The 20,092-nt window shown below is 57.2% G+C and carries 18 protein-coding genes; 7 read left to right on the forward strand and 11 right to left on the reverse strand.

Annotation, left to right across the window (positions count from 1 at the left end; translation table 11 throughout):
* The first annotated feature begins 35 nt into the window (after positions 1-35).
* On the forward strand, positions 36-1,982 hold the full coding sequence (locus KJ970_15420) for a hypothetical protein (protein ID MBU2692311.1): 1,947 nt from the start codon (positions 36-38) through the stop codon (positions 1,980-1,982).
* On the opposite strand, the gene KJ970_15425 is transcribed toward KJ970_15420, so the two are convergent.
* From KJ970_15425 to cysK, 3 genes are all read right to left on the reverse strand, one after another.
* Positions 1,879-3,123 carry a glycosyltransferase family 4 protein gene (locus KJ970_15425; protein MBU2692312.1) on the reverse strand — a complete coding sequence of 415 codons (1,245 nt, stop codon included), beginning with the start codon at positions 3,121-3,123 and terminating at the stop codon, positions 1,879-1,881. The two genes, KJ970_15420 and KJ970_15425, sit on opposite strands and share 104 nt — an antisense overlap.
* Entirely contained in the window at positions 3,101-4,204 is a 1,104-nt protein-coding gene (locus KJ970_15430; protein ID MBU2692313.1) for a glycosyltransferase, read from the reverse strand. The genes KJ970_15425 and KJ970_15430 overlap by 23 nt, the downstream gene beginning before the upstream one ends.
* 150 nt (positions 4,205-4,354) lie before the next feature.
* Positions 4,355-5,287: a cysteine synthase A gene (gene cysK, locus KJ970_15435; protein MBU2692314.1), complete on the reverse strand. Its 933-nt coding sequence runs from the start codon at positions 5,285-5,287 to the stop codon at positions 4,355-4,357.
* Positions 5,288-5,382: 95 nt separating this feature from the next.
* Between cysK and KJ970_15440 the strand changes: the two genes are divergently transcribed.
* On the forward strand, positions 5,383-5,817 hold the full coding sequence (locus tag KJ970_15440) for an Rrf2 family transcriptional regulator (protein ID MBU2692315.1): 435 nt from the start codon (positions 5,383-5,385) through the stop codon (positions 5,815-5,817).
* Positions 5,818-6,090: 273 nt separating this feature from the next.
* Positions 6,091-6,558 (forward strand): hypothetical protein, encoded by a 468-nt coding sequence (locus tag KJ970_15445; protein MBU2692316.1) that lies wholly within the window; start codon positions 6,091-6,093, stop codon positions 6,556-6,558.
* A gap of 107 nt (positions 6,559-6,665) precedes the next feature.
* Here KJ970_15445 and KJ970_15450 read toward each other — a convergent pair whose 3' ends face one another.
* Complete coding sequence (locus tag KJ970_15450) at positions 6,666-6,923, reverse strand: hypothetical protein (protein MBU2692317.1); 258 nt, start codon at positions 6,921-6,923, stop codon at positions 6,666-6,668.
* Positions 6,920-7,471 (reverse strand): hypothetical protein, encoded by a 552-nt coding sequence (locus KJ970_15455; GenBank protein ID MBU2692318.1) that lies wholly within the window; start codon positions 7,469-7,471, stop codon positions 6,920-6,922. Before KJ970_15455 ends, KJ970_15450 begins: the two co-directional genes overlap by 4 nt.
* A 143-nt stretch (positions 7,472-7,614) precedes the next feature.
* Here KJ970_15455 and KJ970_15460 point away from each other — a divergent pair, with 143 nt between their 5' ends.
* Entirely contained in the window at positions 7,615-8,925 is a 1,311-nt protein-coding gene (locus KJ970_15460; GenBank protein ID MBU2692319.1) for an OmpA family protein, read from the forward strand.
* Here the strand turns inward: KJ970_15460 and KJ970_15465 are convergent, their stop codons facing one another.
* On the reverse strand, positions 8,926-10,410 hold the full coding sequence (locus KJ970_15465) for a nucleoside hydrolase (protein MBU2692320.1): 1,485 nt from the start codon (positions 10,408-10,410) through the stop codon (positions 8,926-8,928).
* 29 nt (positions 10,411-10,439) lie between these two features.
* On the reverse strand, positions 10,440-12,290 hold the full coding sequence (gene typA, locus KJ970_15470; GenBank protein ID MBU2692321.1) for a translational GTPase TypA: 1,851 nt from the start codon (positions 12,288-12,290) through the stop codon (positions 10,440-10,442).
* 361 nt (positions 12,291-12,651) lie between these two features.
* On the opposite strand from typA, the gene nadE reads away from it, so the two are divergent.
* Genes nadE through KJ970_15485 form a run of 3 tightly spaced genes read left to right on the forward strand, consistent with a single transcriptional unit; the run spans position 12,652 to position 15,958 of the window.
* Positions 12,652-13,638 (forward strand): NAD(+) synthase, encoded by a 987-nt coding sequence (gene nadE, locus KJ970_15475; protein ID MBU2692322.1) that lies wholly within the window; start codon positions 12,652-12,654, stop codon positions 13,636-13,638.
* Positions 13,638-15,644, forward strand: a complete 2,007-nt coding sequence (gene asnB, locus KJ970_15480) for an asparagine synthase (glutamine-hydrolyzing) (GenBank protein ID MBU2692323.1) — start codon at positions 13,638-13,640, stop codon at positions 15,642-15,644. The genes nadE and asnB overlap by 1 nt, the downstream gene beginning before the upstream one ends.
* A gap of 17 nt (positions 15,645-15,661) precedes the next feature.
* Positions 15,662-15,958 carry an acyl carrier protein gene (locus KJ970_15485; protein MBU2692324.1) on the forward strand — a complete coding sequence of 99 codons (297 nt, stop codon included), beginning with the start codon at positions 15,662-15,664 and terminating at the stop codon, positions 15,956-15,958.
* Between the two features lie 42 nt (positions 15,959-16,000).
* Here the strand turns inward: KJ970_15485 and KJ970_15490 are convergent, their stop codons facing one another.
* From KJ970_15490 to pgsB, 4 genes are read right to left on the reverse strand one after another with little or no spacing between them, the layout of a single operon-like run.
* On the reverse strand, positions 16,001-16,876 hold the full coding sequence (locus KJ970_15490) for a hypothetical protein (GenBank protein ID MBU2692325.1): 876 nt from the start codon (positions 16,874-16,876) through the stop codon (positions 16,001-16,003).
* Positions 16,877-16,932: 56 nt separating this feature from the next.
* Complete coding sequence (pgsW, locus tag KJ970_15495) at positions 16,933-18,135, reverse strand: poly-gamma-glutamate system protein (protein MBU2692326.1); 1,203 nt, start codon at positions 18,133-18,135, stop codon at positions 16,933-16,935.
* Positions 18,116-18,577 carry a poly-gamma-glutamate biosynthesis protein PgsC gene (gene pgsC / locus KJ970_15500; GenBank protein MBU2692327.1) on the reverse strand — a complete coding sequence of 154 codons (462 nt, stop codon included), beginning with the start codon at positions 18,575-18,577 and terminating at the stop codon, positions 18,116-18,118. The genes pgsW and pgsC overlap by 20 nt, the downstream gene beginning before the upstream one ends.
* Positions 18,571-19,755, reverse strand: a complete 1,185-nt coding sequence (pgsB, locus tag KJ970_15505) for a poly-gamma-glutamate synthase PgsB (GenBank protein ID MBU2692328.1) — start codon at positions 19,753-19,755, stop codon at positions 18,571-18,573. The genes pgsC and pgsB overlap by 7 nt, the downstream gene beginning before the upstream one ends.
* Positions 19,756-20,092 lie beyond the last annotated feature (337 nt).

Here is a 20,092-nt window from a genome sequence, read left to right on the forward strand (position 1 = left end):
GGCGTCCCCGCTTCATGACAATAAGAATGTAAGCTATGAAATTCAGGCCGCTACAGATTTTTCTCATCGCCGCCACCGCTGTCATTCTCTTTCTCGGCATTAACTGGGGGCTTCCCGACACCAGCCGCATGGAGATCCTTTTTCGCGAGACGCCCTTGACCCCGGAGCAACAATCTCTTCTGAATTCGTTGACCCAAGCCTACTTCGCCGGGCGTGAGGCGGCCGATACGGAGGCGCTTGAACAATTTCAGCAAGGGAAAATTCCAGAAGCCTATACGGCGACGGAGACCGGTAAGGTTTTAAGCGAAGAAGAGAAATTTCGTTCCCTGCGGCGTTATATAATCGGAAGTTGCGCCGTCGATGAGAGAAAACCCTTTATCGCTCTGGCCCGCATGAATCCCGTCGCCCTCGATTTCAACCCCCGTGGCTTTATGTATGGCGGGACCTATCTCTACCCTCTCGGCCTCTCCCTTTTCCTCATGGAAGGAACGGGACTCATCTCCGCCACAAAAGAGATGAGCGCCTATATCGAACAGCCGGAGAAGATCGCGCGATTCTACATCGCCGGCCGGATGTTGAACATTCTCGCCTATCTCGGAATATCGATCTTGCTGATCCTTTTCGGGCGCGATTGGATCGGCGGCACGGCGGGTACACTCTCTTTGGCGGCCTGGTCCCTCTCGACCTTGCCGTTAAACCAAGCCCTGGTCAGTAAACCGCATCTCTATGCCGCATTCTGGATCTTTCTCGGACTCTATCTCCTCTACCGGTATTCTCGGCTGGGCCGCCGCCGAATTTTGTTCCTCAGCGCCGTGGCCTTCGGGCTGGGCGCGGGGAGCAGTCTCGTGGCCGCGGCGGCCTTTATCTTTTATCCGGCATTCTTGATTCGTTTCAAAGAGTTGCAGCGATCTTTCTTCGATCTTCTTCTTGTTTCAGGTGGCGCCTTTCTGGCCTTCGTGATCACAAACCCGTATGTCCTCATACACCCTGAACAATACCATCTGACGATTGTGCAACTCGGCTCGGCGGAAGGCCCGGGCCACGCCGTCTTTGAAATTAAAAAGGGGTTGATGACACTCAGAGATTTCTTTTTCAGGTCCTACTCCTTCCCGCTTGCCTTTGCCGGCGCGATCGGAGCGGTCATACATCTCATCCGCAAACCGGAGCCTCTTATCCCAAGTCATCTCCGCGGCGATTCCCGACGACACTTGCCTATTCTTAAAAAACCCCGGGCGCAGATGCCGTATCACGGTGAAACAAAAACAATTCGTCGCGAGCCGTCGCCGCGGAATCTGCGGGAACCTTCTTACCTCCGCCGTCTGGCCGTGACTTGGCTCATCCTGCTGTTAACCCTCAGCTTCACCAACGGCCGGGTGCGCCACATGTTGTTTCTGGGTCCGATCGCCTGCCTGCTCATCGGGGACGCCCTGAATCGTTTCATTCATCACCGTGGCCGGATTCCCGGCCTGTTAAAATCCGCCGTAGGATTCCTGCTTTTCATCCCCGGGATCTATTTCACGATACTTTTCGCTGGTGATGTCATCCAAGACGATCGTTGGATGAATCCGACGCGGGAATGGGTAGAGAGCGCTAATTTAACAAAAACGACAACCCCAAATATGGCAACCGGCATAACAGCCCAAACCACACTCGGATTCTTTGACCGGCCCGATCCTGTTTATCATCCACCCATTCCGTTCCTGGGATCGAGAATTCTGAATCTCCATGAATACAGGAACGGTGAAACGGATCCGGATTATGTCATCCTCGGAAATTTTTTCGATGACCGGGAGAGTTGGGAGAATCACCCGCTCTATTCGCACTATCGATTGGCCCGGGATCTCGGGGATAAGGCCTCGCTGCACAGGTTCCTATTTTTCAGGACGGCAAGTCAGTCGAGAATGACCGGTTGGATTTACGAGCGCCTTCCAATAAATCCTGATAAAGGCGGGTCAACGCCTGCATCCGAAGATCCAAACTAAAGCGTTTCTGAATCCGTTCCGGCACACCGGCGAGGTCGGGAGAGATGAGCAGTGTCTCCAAGATCGCCGCGGCCAGGGCCGAGGCATCCTCCGGCGGAACCATCCGGCCCAAACGGCCCTCTTCCAAAAGATCGGGGACCCCTCCGACCGCCGTCGACACGACCGGGCACCCGGCGGCCAGCGATTCGATCAGCGAGACCGGTGTCCCTTCATTGAAACTGCAGACAACCGAGAGATTAAGGTCGCTGTAGATCGGGGCCAGATCCTTCTGCCATCCGATAAAGTGAAAGACATTCTGTAGATTGAGGGTTGCGACCAGCTTCTCGATCCGCTCCCTCGTTTCTCCCTCGCCGATAACGATGAAATGGGTCGCCGGAAGCCTGTTTTTCACAATTTCAGCGGCCTGTACAAAGAGCTCATGATTCTTGATCGGCGCCATCCGGCCGATGATGCCCACCAGCGGAATGTCACTCGGGAGTTCCAGCCTGCGCCTGAAAATTCCCTGCCCCCGGGCTGTTGTTTTCAATTTCTCCAGATCAAATCCGAGGGGCAAGACGGTGATGCGGTCTTCGGTTGTTATTCGGTATCTCTCCCAGAGCTCGCGTTTGAGACCCTCGCTGAGTGTGATGATCGTTGTGGAGATCTTCGCGGCAAACCGTTCGAGCTTCAGGAAAATAGCTGTTTGCCAGCGGCTGAAGTAACCATGAAAGACATGTCCGTGATAGGTGTGAAGAATGACGGGGACTCCGGCGAGGTGCGCGGCGAGACGGCCGATGAACCCCGCCTTTGCGGTATGGGTGTGAACAATATCGGGCTTCTCCCGGCGGAAAAGACGATAGATCTTGAAGATCGCCACAAGATCTTTGAAGGGATTCAGGGACCGGCCGAGTTCCGGAATGATTTCCGGCGCCACCCTGTATTGATCGGCGAGATACGACATATCCCCTTCATCCGCACCAAGGCGGCCACTGAGCAACCGGCAATCGTAACCGGCCTCCTTCAGCCTGGCGACGGTAAGAATGACCTGCGCCGCGGCCCCGCCGATATTGAGGCGGGATATGACGTGAAAGACTCGGATACTTTTCGTTTCGGTTCGCATGGATGATGGCTGCCCCTCTTTAAGCCTGTCGATATACTTCAAGGGTGTTTTCCACCATTCTTGAAATAGTAAACTCCGTTTCCACCACCTTGCGCCCGGCCCGCCCCATCTTCATTCGCAATCCGGCGTCAGCGAGAAGCCGGCTGAGGCGCTGCTGCAGATCTTTCACATTCCGCGCTGCGACAAGAAAACCGGTCTCGCCCTCGCGGACAATCTCTGGAATCGCATCGACCCTGGACGCCACAACGGGGAGCTCCCGGCCCATCGCCTCGAGGAGAACAATCCCAAATCCTTCCCAGAGACTCGGCATCAAGAAAATATCAAAGGCGCGCATGGTCCGCTCGGCATGCTCCCGCCATCCCAGAAAGTGGACGTGATCATTGATTCCAAGGCTTACCGCTTCCCTTTTCAGCTCGCCGCATAGTGGGCCGTCGCCCACCACCACCAGCTGCACCGTTGTGAAGCCGGGAATGACTCGGGCAAAAGCTTGCAGGCCGTAACGCACCCCCTTCTGCTCGGTGAGGCGTCCAACCATCCCGATCACGACTTGATCGTCATTCAATCCCAGCTCGTGACGGATCCCCATGCGGTCCTCGCCTAACGGCGGCGCCTCGATTCCGTGGAGGACGACATGCTGGATCTCCGCCGGCGCCCCCTCCTCTTCAATGCTGAAACGGGCCACCGCTTGTGATACGGAAATGCCGGCGTCGACCTTCTGCCACAGATAACGGTTGATCTGCCGGATGGGACTTCTCCTGCGGAAGGCGTCGATATTATGGCGTGTAGTGACAATCTTCGGAACCTTGGCCATACGCGCCGATGGGATCCCGAAGAGATCGGCGTGGAGAAGATGGGTGTGAAGAATATCGGGTTTGGCGTGATGCAGCCGCCGGGACAGGCGCGGGTAGAGGGAGATATCGGCATCCCCATAAATAGTGAATCTCCGTGTAGGGATCCGACGCTCCGCGGCGGCCTTTTCATACAGCGTCATCGGGTTCCCGGGCTCTTCTAAAATCCACAAGCGCGCATCGATCTCATTCCGTCTCAATCCCGGCAGCAGATCCAGAATGTGCTTTTCAGCGCCCGCGATCCCCGTCGCCTTGATCAGGTGAATCACCCGCATGAATCCGGCTCTCTTTTTAATGAGACGGCAAGGCGGCCGGAAACCTCTTCTGTCGAAGAATCCCTCATGGGGAGAAGTCTGCGGCTTTAACGCCGCGGCGTCCAGGGCAGAATCACCGCGGGGCCTGCCGTTATCCCCAGAACCGGCCTTCTAGTTGTTGTCCTGAAAGACCCAAGTGGAGAGATAGCGTTCGCCCGTATCGGGAAGAATCACGACAATCAGCTTACCCTTGTTCTCTTTGCGCCGCGCGACTTCCAGCGCCGCATGCGTCGCCGCGCCGCTGGAGATACCGGCAAGAATGCCTTCTTCTTTCGCCAAACGCCGGGTGGCCTCACCGGCCTGCGCATTCGAAACCTTTACAATATCGTCGATTTGTTTAATATCCAAAACCTTGGGGATAAAACCCGCGCCGATCCCCTGTATCTTATGCGGTCCGGGCGCGCCGCCGGAAAGAACCGGCGAATCCTCGGGCTCGACCGCCACGATCTGAACTTCCGGCTTCTCCTGCTTGATCCGCTGTGAAACCCCGGTCAGGGTGCCGCCGGTGCCGACACCGCAGACGACGATATCTACTTGGCCGTCGGTATCGCGTAGAATTTCGAGGGCCGTCGTCTCGCGATGAATAAGTGGATTGGCGGGATTCTCAAATTGATTCGGCATAAAAGCATCGTCACGCGAGGCAACCAGCTCCTCAGCCTTCGCCACCGCGCCCTTCATCCCCTCGGCGCCCGGGGTCAGCACCAGTTCGGCTCCGAGCACCGTCATCATATGGCGCCGCTCGACACTCATCGTATCGGGCATGACCAGGATCGCATGGTACCCTTTCGCGGCGGCGATAAAAGAAAGGGCGATGCCGGTATTACCGCTGGTCGGCTCTATGATGGTCATTCCCGGCCTGAGCGACCCATCCTTCTCCGCCTCTTGAATCAGGGAAAGGCCCAAGCGGTCCTTAATGCTGGAGAGAGGATTGAAGGATTCCAACTTCGCTGCAATACGGGCCTCGCAATCTTCCGCTATTTGATTCAGATAAACCATTGGAGTGTTCCCAATGAGTTCTGTTATATTCGTAGCAATCCGGCCCATGTTTCGACCTCCTCTGGTTATTAGCGATCTTGAAAGCGACATGTAGGAGTAATAATATCCTACTCAAACACTGGGTTCAATAGGAAAAGGGCTTCATGAGAATTTCAACAAGAACGCGATACGGATTCCGAGCCTTGGCCGAACTGGCAAAGGGCTACCCGAATATCCCCATATCATTGAAGCAGATCTCGACCAACCAGAATATTTCGCTAAAATATCTTGAGCAAGTCATTGCGACACTTAAAGCTGCCGGCATCGTCCGGGCCGTCCGGGGCAACAACGGTGGGTATCTCCTCACCAGGCCACCCGCACAGATGACGCTCAAGGATCCCTTTCTGGCCCTGGAGGGAACCCCGATTCTCCTCAGTTGTTTGGACGAACCGGACCATTGTTCCACTCAGGTAATCTGCTCCACCCGTGTAACTTGGGAGAATATAGAGAAGGCTATCCTGGGAGTCCTCGACTCGACGACCATTGAGGATCTCCGCCAACAGAGTCTTCAACCGGAATCGCCCGACTACACCATATAGCGATCCTGTCTCTCTACCGCCCCAAATCCATCACTCCTGGCCCGGCGGCGCCCCTCCCCCATCCGTAATAATCTACAAAAATGGATTCTTTTGGGGCAACAAAGGCACAAATTCATGCACCTAATTCATATGATTAGTGTATATCATTCATCGAGAGGACGATCCCAGGCAAAGGGGACGATTCTTTGGCCGGCTGTCACACCGAAGCGCCGGCGTGACGGCTCCCTTGAAGTTCACAAACCATCCCGGGCCAACGGCCCCAAGGAGACAATAATGAAAAGATTCAACCAACTGGCCGGACTCACTATGGTTCTAGCCCTCGGGCTGTTGTTGCTGACGGCGACAGGCGCGTTTGCGGGAGACAAGGCAACGTGCGGATCAAAATCATCGTGTAGCTCCAAAACACAGGCGGCCGGCGACTCAACCTGCACCCAAGCGCAGAAGGCCGACGCAGAAATGACCCTCTGCGCCCACTGTGGTGAGATCGCGGGCGGCGAGAAGTGCTGCAAGGCCGAGGGTCGTGAAAAGTGTGAGGCCTGCGGCAAGTTCAAGGGCTCGCCCGGCTGCTGCAACCTCCCTAAGGATGCCGAAGGCACCGTATCGCTCTGTTCCCATTGTGGCGAGATCGCGGGCGGCGAGAAGTGCTGCAAAGCTGAGGGTCGCGAAAAGTGCGATAGCTGCGGCAAGTTCAAGGGCTCACCCGGCTGCTGCGCCGGCGCCCCGGCAAAAGAGAAGGTCTAGCTGGGATCATCCCGCTGCTCTCCACGGAGAGCGGTTTAAAAACATCGCCGCTGGAGAAAATCTCCGGCGGCGATATCATATCTTATAACAACTCGAATCGCGGTCCCCTACCGGGGCTCGGTCGCTCTGAGCCAAGCCAGGATTTTATTCCGCTCCGCTTCACCAAAGTCCTGTCCGTACATTCTCAGAAAAAGCATCACATTGATTTCACTCCGACTTCTGATCCCCGTCTTGTCGATGGCCGCCTGAGCTAGTTTCTTTGCCGTGGAAAACATCCGGCAAGCCATCCCCAGCCGTTCTTCCGCCGACCGCGCCAGCAATTGCCGGTGGAAACGCGCTTGAACCGCCGATGGGGTATCTTTCATGGCCGCCGTGCCTCGCCGACCAGTTTCTGCACGCCGAGTTCCGCCGCCCATCGCTCAATATATTCCCAATCGAGATCCAGACCCGATTGTACGATGGAACGAACATCTTTCCGCTGGGTTTCCGAGTTTGCCTCCCGCGCCCACACAAGTTTTGACAAAATCAAGTCTTCGGGCGCCACGAAACAGACCGAGACACCCTCGATCTCAAAATGTCGACGCCGTCGAAATTCCTCATTCCGATAATCAGTATCTTTGCGAACGATAAAATCAGCCTTGATAATCCATTCATTGTGAATGACGTTGAACATTCCCCGCGTCTTCACCGCACCTCGAATGGATTCAAGCTCCACGTAGCAATCCGGCTTGAATAAATCAAAAATGGTTCCTGAATCTTTGGGGTGGCATTCAACAACCAAGTCAATGTCCCGCGTCATCCTAGGCTGGGCGTACAACGCCAGGGCCATAGATCCTGTGATCATGTACGCGATCCCCGCGGAATCAAGGCGTGTGGCGATGGCTTTTAAAAATTCGAGTTGCTCATTCATCATAACCTCATCGCATCAACCGCTCCCGCGCAGCCGGTAGCCGGCAGTGGCGCCGAATTTACCGGCGGCCTCGGTCCCATCAATAAATAGTATAGAATGTTGATTTGATTTTGATATATGTATTGTGGAAATTTAGGAGTGTTTCTATGCTTTTGCGAAAGGCTCTTATAGCCGCCCGGCTGGGGATCGTCGCGGCGGCCGGAGGCACTATGAAAAAGCATTTAACGATTCGTTTCAATTTTTTCACTCGTCTTCTATTTGCCGGCATTTCCATCGCCGGCCTTCTCTTCACCCCCGCCCCGGCCGCGGGTGAGCCCGTCAATATGCTCTCCTTGCAGGAAGGCGCGCTTCCCGTGGTCATTCCCGCCACCTATGGCAGCTGGTCCGCTCATTTATTGCTGGATGACAGTCCGAATACCGGATGGGCCTGTGAAGAAGGCAACATCAGCAATAATGTTTTTGTCTTTGAGCTTGTGGAAACCACCACCCTGGAGCGTTTTGAATTCGACAACGCCGCTGTGGATGCCGAGGGCGCCGGCGCCAAGGAGGTCCTCGTTGAGGTGTCCAACACTTCGGCCCAGACCGGTTATACAACGGTTCTGGAAACCACCCTGGCCGACCTGACCGGCCGGCAGAGTTTCCCGGCCAGAACAAAAACGCCCGCCCGCTGGGTGCGTTTGACCATCCGGAACAACCAAGGCAGCGAGGCATGGACGGAGCTCTTCTCCTTTCAGGGATTCGGCGAAAAGCCGGCCATGGCTCCTCCGGGCAACATTTCCGGGACCTATGAAACCAGTTATTCCAACTTTCACGTTCTGCAGCAGGGCACAGCCCTGACCGGATGTTATGAGTACGATGAAGGACTCCTGGAAGGAACGATTGAAGGCCGGGTGATGAAGATCACCTGGCGGGAGGGTGGCGGCCCAGACGACCGCGGCCCGGCGGTCATGGTCTTCACCCCCGATGGCAAGACCTTCCAAGGCTTCTGGTGGTTTTGGGGTGGGGAAAATGAGGCCCCCAACGGTAGTTGGGAGGGGAAAAAGATCTCTGCTGAAGTCGGGGGCTGCCCCCACTGGTCCGGATCGGTGGGCGGTGAATTGAAAAAACAGTTAAGTGCTGAAAAGCGGGCGCGGTTGTACGGCATCCTCTTCGATACCGATTCCGCAGTCATTAAATCGGAATCCAAACCTGTCCTGGACCAAGTCCTTGAACTCCTGCGGACCGAGCCGGACTGGATATTGACCATCGAAGGGCACACCGACGCCCTGGGTTCCGACGAACACAATCTGGCTTTATCTCAAAAGAGAGCCGATTCCGTCAAAGCCCACCTGGTCTCCGGAGGGATTGGCGAAGGCCGGCTGAAGAGCGCTGGATTCGGGGAATCAAAACCTGTGGCCGATAATGAGACGGAACTGGGCCGCGCCCAGAACCGGCGCGTCGAGCTGGTACGGGAGTGATTACCGGCCATCCTTAAGCCAGACCTCTTTAAAAATCCGGGCGCGGTCCATCTCCAGCCAATAACGAAGAGCCAGCGCGCGCACGGCGGACCAATAGGCTGGGGTCAGGGCGCCATGCTCGTCGATGCACTTCTGGATATCCGCCCGAATTTGAGCAATGACATCGTCTTTGATCTGCAGATCGACAGCCTGCTCACCGTTGCGGAAGGTGGCTCCCGGCCGGCTTTCCTGCGGATGAACCGAGATCGTGCCCCGGCCCAGCGTGGCGCCGGTGGCCACCTGGAGGCCGTCGGTGAGACAGCTGAGAGGCGGCGTCGATCCGGCGCAGCTGACAACACTCAGATCATCAAGCCCCCCGGCCAGCAACTCGCGGGCGCGGATGCCCATTTTGGCGCCCAGGATCGAGTAAATGCCCAAGTGACGATGCAGCTCATTGGTCAGCAGTATGGTGTTCCATTCCTCTCTTCCATGCCGCGACAAAGTTTCCTCGGCGATGGCGGCGACGTCGGCCCGGAGCTGCTCGGGTTCCGTGGGGAAGGCGCGCAGATTAACCGTATGGCGGTGCCCATGTTTCATGCTCAAATCTCCAGCGAGAAGGTCAAGATATCGCTGACGGCCCAGCGCGAGGTCGAAGTGCCATTCCAATCCGGCCCCACTGGCCGCGGGCTGCCAGGCAAAGAGTTCTGGAAAGAGAAGGTCCAGCACAGCCGCCTCGTCCCAACAGCGGAAGTGTCCGTCTGTAACAAGCGCTTGTACCCTGTCGGAACTGTGGATCGCACACAACAGATCCGACGCGGTCCCTCCAAGACCACAGACGGCATCGGCCAAATCCTTGTCGTAGCGCAGAAGTTGATCATCCGGGAGCTGCAGGCAGCGAATCCGCAGGCCGGCAGCGAAGACGCGTTTCGCCGATTCCAGATCCCGCGCCGTGTTCCATGAGGGCTCCGGGCTGTCCGGTGGAGATCCATAGTATTGAACCACGGCGATCCGTTCCGCCAACGACGGGTCGCGGAGGAGAAGATCCGCCAGATTGCTCAAGGGCCCCAAGCAGATATAAATCACATTGTCCTGTCGGGCCAGCGTCTCCGATAGCAGTTCGAACCCATCCCTGTGTGTTGTGAGGGGTGTGGTCTCCAACGTCTCGCCGAGGTCGGACCAGCCCATGGATTCGGCCAGGGGACGCCAGGGGGGCGGATCTCCTTCCAGCGCGCGTCCGGCAGCCACGGGCACCGGGCCCCATCCTACTCGAGACACGATGCGGCGCAGATTCACCGCTCCGGTTTCAGGCGCGCAGGCGCCGTCAGAGGTTATGCCGGCCAGCAGATTCACCCCCTCGTACTGGCTCAACAGAACGATCGCCCGGATATCATCCAGAGCCATGTCCGTATCGACGATGATGGGGATTTTTGTCGCCGAATGGGCCAAGGCCAGGGCGGGCGCGCAGAGGAGGCAGATGGTGACAAGAAATTTCCTGGGTAGATGCATGAGGACCTCGGACTTCCTTATTTCTACGTTCAATCCACCTCGAGTTTGGCCGATGCCCGCTCGGAGCGTTTGCGGTCGTGCACGTCGAGCAGGGCCTTGCGCATGCGGATGCTGGCCGGGGTCACCTCCACATACTCGTCCGCGCCCACGTGTTCCAGGCAATCCTCCAGACTCATTTTTGCGGCCGGCGCGACCTTGAGGCTCCGGTCGGAGGCGGCCGCGCGCATATTCGTCAGCTTCTTGGTCTTTTGGGCATTGACGACGATATCCCCTTCCTTGGGGCTCTCGCCGATCACCTGGCCGATGTAGAGTTTATCCCCCGGCTCGATGAAGAATCGGCCGCGGCTTTGGAGCGCGTCCAGGGCGAAGGGAACCGCCGGGCCCTGGGCCATGGAGATGATGCTGCCTGTCTGGCGTTGGGGAATGGAGCCTTTGAAATACTCGTATTGAAGGAAGCGGTGGTTGAGAACGATCTCCCCCGAGGTGGCCTGCAACATGCGGCTGCGGAAACCGATGAGGCCGCGGCTGGGCACGTGGAACTTGATGAGGCTGCGCCCCTCGCGATTCACCATCTGCATCATCTCGGCTCGGCGGGTGCCCAGGTGTTCAATGACCGTGCCGGCGTGTTCGGCCGCCACATCGACGGTCAGCACTTCCACGGGCTCGGCTTTTTTCCCATTGATCTCCTTATAGATAACCCGCGGCTGACCGACCATGAATTCGTAGCCTTCCCGCCGCATATTCTCCATTAGAATCGATAAATGCAGGATCCCCCGGCCTGACACCTTGAATTCATCGGGGCTGGATGTGTTTTCCACGCGCAGGGCCATGTCGCGTTCGGTCTCCTTGAAGAGACGTTCCCGTAAATGGCGGCTCGAGCAGTAGCGCCCTTCCTTCCCGAAGAAGGGACTTGTGTTGACCAAGAAACTCATGGTGAGGGTGGGCTCATCCATAGCGATCAGCGGCAGGGGATCGGGCTGCAGGGGATCGGCCAGGGTGTCGCCAATTTCCACATCGGCCAGACCCACAACCGCGCAGATGTCGCCGCAATCGGCCTGCGCCACCTCGCGGCGGCCCAAACCCTCGAAGAGGAAGAGTTGGGTAATCATGGCGCTGCGCGAGCTGCCGTCCCTCTTGATGACGGCGACGGGCTCCCCCACTTTCAGGCAGCCCCGGAAGACGCGCCCGATGCCGATGCGGCCGACGTAATCGCTGTGGTCAAGGGCCGTGCAGAGCATCTGAACGGGCCCCTCGTTCCTGACCGGCGCCGGTATATGCTCAACGATCATCTCGAGCAGGGGCGTTAGGTCCTTGCGCTCGTCCTTCAACTCGGCGATGGCCCAGCCATCCCGGCCCGCGGCGTAGACGGTAGGGAACTCAAGCTGCTCGTCATCGGCATCCAGCTCGATAAAGAGATCCAGCACTTCCTCTTGTACTTCCAGGGGCCTTGACCCCTCGCGGTCTACCTTGTTGATAACGACGATAGGCCGCAGATGCAGTTGCAGCGCCTTCTGAAGGACAAAACGAGTTTGGGGCATGGGCCCCTCGAAAGCGTCGACCAACAGCAGGACGCCGTCGGCCATCTTCAACACCCGCTCGACCTCGCCGCCGAAATCCGAGTGGCCGGGCGTGTCGATGATGTTGATGCGCGTGTCGCCATAGTTCACGGCGATGTTCTTGGAGCGGATGGTAATGCCCCGTTCTCGCTCCAGGTCGTTTGAGTCCAGCATGCGTTCGATCACCTCCTGACCCTCTCGGAACAGGTGACACTGCTTCATGATCTCGTCCACGAGGGTGGTCTTGCCGTGATCGACGTGCGCGATAATGGCGATGTTGCGAAGGTTCGCCGTTGATGAAGGGGATAGATTAGTCAAAGTCATTGTTCTCCATGTGCGGAAGCCCCGGGCTGAAAGGGAACCCAGCCGGGCTCAATCCGTGTACATCTGTATTTTGGATCAGATATGAATCATGGGGCCTCGAAAAACGCCCCCGAGGAACTTGCCATTCTTAACTCTTATCGTCCCCTTTGGCAAGAGCCGGGGCTTTCCTGCCAAGGGATCCCAGCCAGGGAACCCCCGCCGCGCGCAAGGCCGCCGCGCCTAATTGGGTTTTTACGGCAAAAACACCGATCCAACAGACGGTTAAACAGGTCGACCTCTCCATCCGATAAGTAGTTACGGAATACCGAATGGCCGGAATCCGGCCCGGTCCGATAGCTCATGAACAAATTTCGGGGGAACGATGTTTAAAAAGAGTGTTTTGAGGATCGATTCAGCGGTCGCCACCGAGGAAATTACAGAGGCGATTCGATATCAGGTTTTGGGGACCATGCACCGGCGGGGGGCGGTCATCGGACTTTCCGGCGGAATCGACAGCTCGGTGGCCGCGGCCCTTTGTGTCAAGGCGCTGGGGCCCGAGCGGGTCTTTGGAATCTTCATGCCGGAGCGGGACTCGAGCGGCGACTCCCTCGCGCTGGGCCGCTCCCTCGCTGATAGCCTCGGCATCGAGACCCTTGTGGAGGATCTGGCGCCCGCGCTGGAGGCGGTCGGTTGCTATGCCCGCCAGATCGAGGCGATCCGCGATGTGGCGCCTGAATATGGAGATGGATACCGGTGCAAGCTGGTCCTGCCGTCGATCCTCGAGGGTGATCGCCTGAATGTCTATCACCTCACCATCCACCCGCCGGATGGGGCGGAGTATACCGTCCGGCTCTCGCCGAAGGCTTACCTGCAACTCGTCGCGGCGACCAATTTCAAACAGCGTTTCCGCAAGGCGATGGAATATTATCATGCGGATCGGTTGAACTATGCCGTCACCGGCACACCGAACCGTCTTGAGTATGATCAGGGATTTTTTGTAAAACAAGGCGACGGAGCGGCGGATTTCAAGCCGATCGCCCACCTCTACAAGACACAAGTTTATCAATTGGCGAAATACCTTGATGTGCCCGAAGAAATCCGCAACCGGCCGCCGACGACCGACACCTACTCAATGCCACAAACACAGGAAGAGTTCTATTTTTCGCTTCCTTACGACAAAATGGATCTCTGCCTCTATGGATACAACCATGGCGTGTCGCCCATCGAAGTCGCCATGGCGACGGGTTTGACCGAACAGCAGATCGCGTCGGTGTACAAAGATATCGAGTCAAAGCGGCGGACGACGAAGTATCAGCATATGCCTCCCCAGCTTGTACAAGAGGTATCGGACTTCAAGGTCACCGTCTAATGTGCGGCATCGCCGGCATCGTGAATTTCAGAGGCGATGCTCCGCCGGAGACGGCGTCGCTGCGGCGGATGGCCGGCGCTCTCCGCCACCGGGGTCCCGACGCGTTCGGCGTCTATCGGGATAAGATCGCCGGACTGGCGCATGCCCGGCTTTCCATCATCGATCTCGTGACCGGCCAGCAACCCCTCTGCAACGAGAACGAAAAGCTCTGGATCACCTTCAACGGTGAAATCTACAATTATGTCGAGCTGCGGAGACAGCTGGTTGATCTAGGACACTCATTTCGGACACAAAGCGATACCGAGGTTATTGTCCACGCCTATGAGGAGTGGGGTCATGAGGCCTTCGCGCGCTTTAACGGCCAATTCGCCTTTGCTCTTTGGAATTCAGAATCAAAAAAATTGATTCTCGCGCGGGATCCGCACGGGATTCGTCCTCTCTATATATGCCGGCACAAGTCCTCACTCTTCTTCGCCAGTGAAGTGAAGGCCATCTTCGCCGCCGAGCCCTCCATTCCCCGCGCCTTCGATCCTGAAGGCCTGGAGGAAACTTTTACATTCTGGTCGATTGTCCCGCCACAATCGATCTTTCGAGGCATTGAGGAGCTGCCGCCGGGTTGCATCCAAACCTATACGGCCGAGGGGATGGCGGAAAAACGCTTCTATGAGCCTCATTATCCGCATGACGGCGCGCACTCATTTCAGGGATCGATCGATGAGGCGACAGAAGCGGTCCGTGAGGTGCTGGAAGAGGCGGTTCGTCTTCGAATTTTGCGATCCGATGTTCCTGTGGGATGTTATCTCTCCGGCGGTCTTGACAGTTCTCTTGTCGCGGCCCTCGGTCTCGGCGTGAAAGGCGACAAGTTTTGCACCTATTCCCTGCGCTTTGAAGACGCCGAGTTTGACGAGACCGACTACCAGCGGATCATGGCGGATCGGCTGGGCAGCGAGCATCATGAGGTGATGGTTTCCCGGCGGGATATCGCCGAGGCCTTCCCGCTGGTGGTCCTCCACACCGAGCGGCCGATCCTCCGCACCGCTCCAACCCCTTTGTTCCTCCTTTCAAAGCTCGTGCATGATTCGAATATCAAGGTCGTGCTGACCGGCGAGGGGGCCGACGAGATGTTCGCCGGCTACGATCTTTTCCGTGAGGCGAAGGTCCGTCGTTTCTGGGCCCGGCAACCCGAGTCGGAATGGCGCCCCCGCCTCCTTGAGCGGCTCTATCCCTATCTCGCCCGATCACCGGTCACGACCCGCAATCTGGCAACTGCTTTTTTTGGGCGGGATCTGGCGCATTGGCGGGAGCCGGGTTTCTCCCACGGCCCGCGCTGGCAGACAACCGCCGCTCTCAAGAGACTCCTCTCCCCAGAGATTCGCACCGCCGTCGCGGGGCGCGATGTCGCCACCGAACTGCTCGCTTCATTCCCGGCCGCGTTCCACAAATGGTCGTTTCTCGCCCAGGACCAGTACCTGGAATGCCGTACCCTGCTATCAGGTTATCTACTTTCGTCCCAAGGGGATAGAATGTTGATGGCCCACTCCGTGGAGGGCCGCTTCCCCTTCCTCGATCCCAATGTGACCACTCTCGCCAATTCCCTGCCCGATACCTACAAGCTGCATGTTCTGGATGAGAAACATATCCTGAAGCGCGCCGCCGCCGGATTGGTGCCTCGCGTCGTCCGCTGGCGGAAGAAGCAACCCTACCGGGCGCCGGATGCCCTTTCTTTTATCGAGGAGAAGGCACCGGAATGGGTCGACATGATGATGAGCGAGGAGGCTGTTCGGAAGGCCGGGATCTTCGATCCGATCGCTGTCGGGAGGCTTTGGAAAAAATGCCGGACGGCGGAGCGCCGCGGTCCGTTTTCAAATTCAGACAATATGGCCGTCGTCGGGGTTCTCTCGACCCAACTGCTCCATGACCGGTACATCCGGCAATCCTTCAATGACATCGCCAAGATTCAGCTCCAGACAATGGTCGATCATGTCGAAAAGAAGGTTGGGCCATAAAAGGAGAGTCATGTCGTATGGATATCAAAGAGAAAGTACGCAACTTCATCACCGAAAGCTTTTATGTGGTCGATGAGATGAAGCTCAACGACGATAGTTCCCTTCTGGAGAAGGGGGTTGTTGACTCCACCGGTATTCTCGAGGTGATCGCTTTTCTCGAAGAGAAATTCTCGCTTCAGGTAGAAGAGAACGAGATGGTTGCAGACAATTTCGATTCCATTTCCAGCATAACACATTTCATCTGCAAAAAACTCGGCCTGGTAGTGCCGCAGCGGAACGCTTCGGACACACCGCTGAGCGAAGCCGCCAACTGACGGGAGAAATTCGGAACGTGAGCGCCGGTCCGGCGCCTATAGTTAAAACCCGACCCCTCCGCTATCGCGCAGCAGCTCTTTCTCCGGCACAAGGATACGAAGACTCGCCGCCGAGGCCGTGGCGCCGGTCAGGAATAACGTGATCTTGTGTTCTCCGTCCGCCACCTGCATCGAGATTTCCTGATTGCGGCCGGGGCTGATTTCCGGAAGGTCTGGATAGGTCAGCGTGTGGCTGGCCCGCGCCTGCAGGTGAAAGGACTTCCAGTGTTCACCATCGAGCAGGGTTCGTACGACATAGCTCTGTGTATAGCCGGCCTGCGGCGCGAAATCGATGCGCGTTAAAACGCGGAGGCTGAGCGGGCCGATCATCGTCACTTCCACGGGATTCTCATCGTCAAAACGATAATAGGTCACTTCCGAATCGGTGCCCTTGAGAACAATCGGCTGCAGATACTTTTCAGGCGCGTAGGAGATCCACTTCTCCTTCTTTGTCTGTTTCAATCCCCGGAACACCCGAAGGGCGATCGCGGCGCCCTCATCGACCGGGCGGATCGTGATGCGATGATCGCCTGCCGGAATCTGCGCGACTGACGCTTGCAGCGTCCCCACCGGCGATCCATCTCTCAACTTTAGAGTGCTCGGGCCTGTCGTCTCGACCACCGTCCGGATCTCAACGCCGTCGATTTCCAGACTCATGTGATACGCCATCTGTTCATCCAGGGGGGTGTCCGGATAGATATAACGGCTGAGAATGCGGATAGGGATCGGGCCACTCACCCGTACCGTTAGGGGTTTCGCATGCGTCGCCTTATAATAGGTCGTCAACTTTTTCCCGATCCGAAGTTTCACAACACCGGCATGATCCCGTGACTTGATCCGCTTCGACGCGGCGTAAGTGTTGGATGGAATTAAAAGCATCGGAATCAACAGCATTGGAATAAAAAAGGAAACTGCACTCATCCTACCACTCCACTTCATCCGCCTCTCCTTTCACCGGCCGGCTGATCCGCTATCGCTGCTACCGGTGCGGGTGTAGAAACTTCTCGCGCGGACTTTACAGCGCGCTGACGCGCTCTTAGGACCCTGAAGCACAGGATCATATAGACCAGCAACAGGGGAATCACGATTTTAAGATCATAAGACTCCTTATGATAAATCGTCCCCTCTCCCACCGCCGGTACAACGCCTGGTGCAACGGGAAATCCATGCATTCCAGCGAGAGCGTCAATATTCAAAATGTGTATGATCGGGATGCGGTCCTTCGCATAATAGTGCAAGGCGCCCCGTTGCGCCCAGTTGTACGGTTTCAATACCCGGTTGAGCCCGGGTTGTATCAACCGCCCATTTTGGCTGTTACCGATACTGGCGACGCCGCCACCGATATTGACATAGGCGCGGATGCCCCGCTCGCCCGCATCGCGGTTGAAGATACTGATTCGCTGCTGGACCGCTTCTTCAAGCGTCCTCTCATAGAGCAATTCGGCGCCGTTGCGCTTAATCGCTTCGCTGAGAAGGCCGCGGCCCATGGGGCTCAGCGTTCGACCGCGGTCATTGCTGCCTCCCAGGGAAGCGGCGACGCTCGTCGTTTTGAGAAGCCTCTGCCGACTCAGGTAAGTCTCCATATCGAGCCATGTGAACTTTGGATCATTGGCCCCCCACATACTGGCGCCGACGGAAGTGATACAGATCGGTTTCAGGTTCAATTCCTCGGCGGCGGCAAGCATGCAAATATTTAAGGCCGGAAACGATCCCGTGAAACTGATCGCAACCGGATCGCCGGCTTTCAATCCAATGTCATAGAAGTACTGCACAAAAAGGGCGGCGAAGTTCGGGTTGATTGATGTCAGCTTCGCTTCGAGGACACCCCGATCCGTCGTCGTTTGGGTGAACTCCTGGCCGACCAGTCCGGTCGAGGCCGGATCGCTTTCGGCATCCAGCGCGGCGGGCGTTCCCATCCGCGCCTGGCGGATCGCCTCGAAACATCGGACGGCGCAGGTCGCCGCCTGGGTCTTCTCAAGCATATGCGGCTGGGGCTTCAAGATCCGCGTCGCCTCGGCGGCCATGTGAAACCCAATCCCGATGAGGGCCAAAACGACTAAAAAGACATCGATCCGCCGCGTCCAGGGAAGGTTTTTTGTGATGTCTTTAGTAATGTCTTTAGTAAATATTCGCCTCAAGAAGGGCTCCTCCGTGTAGCACAATCAGTGCAAGGCGAACAAGGACGGCGGCAATAAACATTGCAGCGACGGTTTGTATAATTCCCTGGCGGGTCATCCAGTAGGCAATCAAACCCGGAATGATGTACCCGATGGCGGATATCCCTTCGCGGGAGGTAAAAGCGATCACCGGAAGCCGCTCCATGAGCGCGCCGAAAACAAATCCCAGAAGGACGGCCAGAACCAGGTTCCTCCGGCCGTAGAGCAAAAAGACGCGGCCCGCCAACTTGACGCAGACAAAGGTGATGACGGCGGCGATAGAGGTGCCCAAAAGTTTCAACGGCTGGTCAAGAAAGAGTGCGATATACCCCGGGACAACAAAACCCCCGGCGGCGAATCCGACCGCTTCGGTAAAAAGAAGACTTGCGACAAGGCCCAAACCAATCGCTTCGGCAATCAACAACTCGAACCTCCATCCTGAGACACAATGGGCTGTGATACATACGCCAGGATTTCGTGGCCCAACCCTCCGATATTACCAATGCCGCCGACCCTCGCCCGGGTGGGGCTCAACTCGGCGATCCGGTCAAAGATAGCACTCGGTGTGACGCGGCCAAGTGTTTTCAACCGGTCCCGGGGAACCTGCCGTTCGAATTGCCGTTGCACCGCGTTGGGAATATCCCCGACCAAAAAGTAGTAGTCGGCCCGGATCGTGTCCTCCACCGCCTCGGCGAATTGCAGCGATCGATCCAGACGATCCCCGCGGAGATTCAGCAGCGCGAAGGTGATATCTTCCCGCTTGGTGCTGTATCCAAGCTTCTGCCAAATAGCGATTGTTGATTCCAGATCATTGGCCGCGAAGGCATTCATGAATTCGATCTCACGACCAAGCCTGGTCAGATGCCAGCGTGTACAGGCGCCGACATCAGGGGTCGATTTGTGCATCCCACGGATCGCAACCTCGTCGGGGATGTTGAGATACCGCGTCACCGCCAAGGTCGTGGCGACATTTTCCTCGTGCTCGAGATAAGAAAATCCGTCCATGGCGTTCGGTGGGATGACCATCGGATCGGCGACGACAAAAATCGAGCCACGGCGCTCGGCGACCTCGCGCATCAGGCCGGCGTGGCGGCTGCAACCCACAACGGTCAATCCCTTCCGTGGAATCGTGGATGAGAGGGCGACGGCGACGTCGGCGACCGTCGGTCCCATCACGTCGAGATGATCCGCGCGGGCGTTTGTAATCACGCCGATCGTTGAATGCATGATTTTTTTCTCGCAGATCCTCTGCAGATCGGGCCGCACCGCCATACATTCCATGACAATAACCTCGGCCTTCTCGCGCCGGGCTCGATCGAGCACATTGATCTGCTCGCAAATATTCGGTGTGCTGAGACGGATGACCGGCTCTTCTCTGCCGTCGGGGAAGATCATCCGCGCTTTGGAGCCGGTCGTCTTGGCGAAGGTCCGTTTGCCGGATTCATTGATGGCCGAGGCGATGAGGCGTGTCACCGAGGATTTCCCGCGGCTTCCGTTGACATGAATGCGAATAGGGATCGCCCTCAACGCCCGGCGATGGCGCCACGTCTCGAAACCCCATAGCATGGCGACGCATGCTACTGCCAGCCACAATACTGTCAAGGCGGACTCCTCCTGGGGCTACCGGTTTCGCCAATGCGGGGTCGCAGAACCCCCACCCATGACTCCTAAATCCCTGTTATTGATAAGTACCCGTTTCGATTATACCGATAACCCTTGAGATCCATCCTCCGAGGAAAGGATAGAACCTCTATTATTATACCCTCTGATGCCGGTCATCGTAAAGCGGCGCGGGCAAGAGCCGGCCGCTCAATGGCGGAATCGCCGGGCAAGACACATCGGGATCCTCAGGGCTCTTTCGAAAAAACGCAAGGGGTGACCCCCTGGGATCGTTCCTGCCGGTTGAAAAACTCGGGTGGACCACAACACGAACATTAGA

Source organism: Candidatus Eisenbacteria bacterium (genome assembly GCA_018831195.1).
Taxonomy (GTDB): domain Bacteria; phylum Eisenbacteria; class RBG-16-71-46; order CAIMUX01; family JAHJDP01; genus JAHJDP01.

What these genes read in the sequence shown, in the direction of transcription:
- KJ970_15420 (MBU2692311.1), top strand. Translation starts at nt 36, where the DNA reads ATGAAATTCAGGCCGCTACAGATTTTTCTCATCGCCGCCACCGCTGTC.
- KJ970_15430 (MBU2692313.1), bottom strand. Translation starts at nt 4,204, where the DNA reads ATGCGGGTGATTCACCTGATCAAGGCGACGGGGATCGCGGGCGCTGAA.
- cysK (MBU2692314.1), bottom strand. Translation starts at nt 5,287, where the DNA reads ATGGGCCGGATTGCTACGAATATAACAGAACTCATTGGGAACACTCCA.
- KJ970_15440 (MBU2692315.1), top strand. Translation starts at nt 5,383, where the DNA reads ATGAGAATTTCAACAAGAACGCGATACGGATTCCGAGCCTTGGCCGAA.
- KJ970_15445 (MBU2692316.1), top strand. Translation starts at nt 6,091, where the DNA reads ATGAAAAGATTCAACCAACTGGCCGGACTCACTATGGTTCTAGCCCTC.
- KJ970_15450 (MBU2692317.1), bottom strand. Translation starts at nt 6,923, where the DNA reads ATGAAAGATACCCCATCGGCGGTTCAAGCGCGTTTCCACCGGCAATTG.
- KJ970_15455 (MBU2692318.1), bottom strand. Translation starts at nt 7,471, where the DNA reads ATGATGAATGAGCAACTCGAATTTTTAAAAGCCATCGCCACACGCCTT.
- KJ970_15460 (MBU2692319.1), top strand. Translation starts at nt 7,615, where the DNA reads ATGCTTTTGCGAAAGGCTCTTATAGCCGCCCGGCTGGGGATCGTCGCG.
- KJ970_15465 (MBU2692320.1), bottom strand. Translation starts at nt 10,410, where the DNA reads ATGCATCTACCCAGGAAATTTCTTGTCACCATCTGCCTCCTCTGCGCG.
- typA (MBU2692321.1), bottom strand. Translation starts at nt 12,290, where the DNA reads ATGACTTTGACTAATCTATCCCCTTCATCAACGGCGAACCTTCGCAAC.
- nadE (MBU2692322.1), top strand. Translation starts at nt 12,652, where the DNA reads ATGTTTAAAAAGAGTGTTTTGAGGATCGATTCAGCGGTCGCCACCGAG.
- asnB (MBU2692323.1), top strand. Translation starts at nt 13,638, where the DNA reads ATGTGCGGCATCGCCGGCATCGTGAATTTCAGAGGCGATGCTCCGCCG.
- KJ970_15485 (MBU2692324.1), top strand. Translation starts at nt 15,662, where the DNA reads ATGGATATCAAAGAGAAAGTACGCAACTTCATCACCGAAAGCTTTTAT.
- KJ970_15490 (MBU2692325.1), bottom strand. Translation starts at nt 16,876, where the DNA reads ATGCTTTTAATTCCATCCAACACTTACGCCGCGTCGAAGCGGATCAAG.